The organism is Paeniclostridium hominis, assembly GCF_014306135.1.
In the GTDB taxonomy this organism is placed as follows: Bacteria; Bacillota; Clostridia; order Peptostreptococcales; family Peptostreptococcaceae; genus Paraclostridium; species Paraclostridium hominis.
In genome coordinates, this window is record NZ_JACRWD010000028.1 from 1 (window position 1) to 844 (window position 844).

The 844-nt window shown below is 41.4% G+C and carries 2 tRNA genes and 3 rRNA genes; all 5 read right to left on the reverse strand.

What is annotated here, in order from left to right:
• Positions 1–172 (reverse strand): 16S ribosomal RNA (locus H8891_RS15015); the annotation flags it as partial.
• 117 nt (positions 173–289) lie between these two features.
• Positions 290–366, reverse strand: a tRNA-Ile gene (locus H8891_RS15020).
• 10 nt (positions 367–376) lie between these two features.
• Positions 377–465: transfer RNA gene (locus H8891_RS15025), tRNA-Leu, on the reverse strand.
• Between the two features lie 5 nt (positions 466–470).
• Positions 471–587 (reverse strand): 5S ribosomal RNA (rrf, locus tag H8891_RS15030).
• Positions 588–715: 128 nt separating this feature from the next.
• A 23S ribosomal RNA gene (locus H8891_RS15035) occupies positions 716–844 on the reverse strand; the annotation flags it as partial.

Here is an 844-nt window from a genome sequence, read left to right on the forward strand (position 1 = left end):
ATATATCATCTCGTATTAGCATACCTTTCGGTATGTTATCCGTGTGTACAGGGCAGGTTACCCACGCGTTACTCACCCGTCCGCCGCTCTTCTCCGAAGAGAATCGCTCGACTTGCATGTGTTAGGCACGCCGCCAGCGTTCATCCTGAGCCAGGATCAAACTCTCAAATAAAAGTTGTCCATCGCTCAGCTATCATTATCTGAATATCTGGCTTGGTTGTTTGTTGTTTAATTCTTTAAAAAGAATTTTTATAATTAACCTACTGTTTAATTTTCAAAGTTCTTAAAGTGGTGGACCTTCAGGGACTCGAACCCCGGACCTACCGGTTATGAGCCGGGCGCTCTAACCAACTGAGCTAAAGGTCCACTTTATAAATGGTGCCGAAGACCGGAATCGAACCGGTACGAGAGGTAAGTCCCGCAGGATTTTAAGTCCTGTGCGTCTGCCAGTTCCGCCACTTCGGCACATCACCTAGCTACGTCCTACTCTCCCAGGCGGCTTCCCACCAAGTACCATCGGCGCTAAAGAGCTTAACTTCTGTGTTCGGAATGGGAACAGGTGTATCCTCTTTGCTATAATAACTAGATTAAATGTTTATTCATTTTTGAACAAGTATTATAATATCACTTTAATAAATATATGTCAATACTTTTTTAAAATAATATTTTAATTAATACTTTGAAAACTGCATATCATTTGTAAGATTAAATAATCTTGGTCAAGTCCTCGATCTATTAGTATCAATAAGCTACATACATTACTGTACTTCCACCTTTGACCTATCAACCAGGTAGTCTTCCTGGGATCTTACCCTTACGGTGGGAAATCTTATCTTGAAGTTGG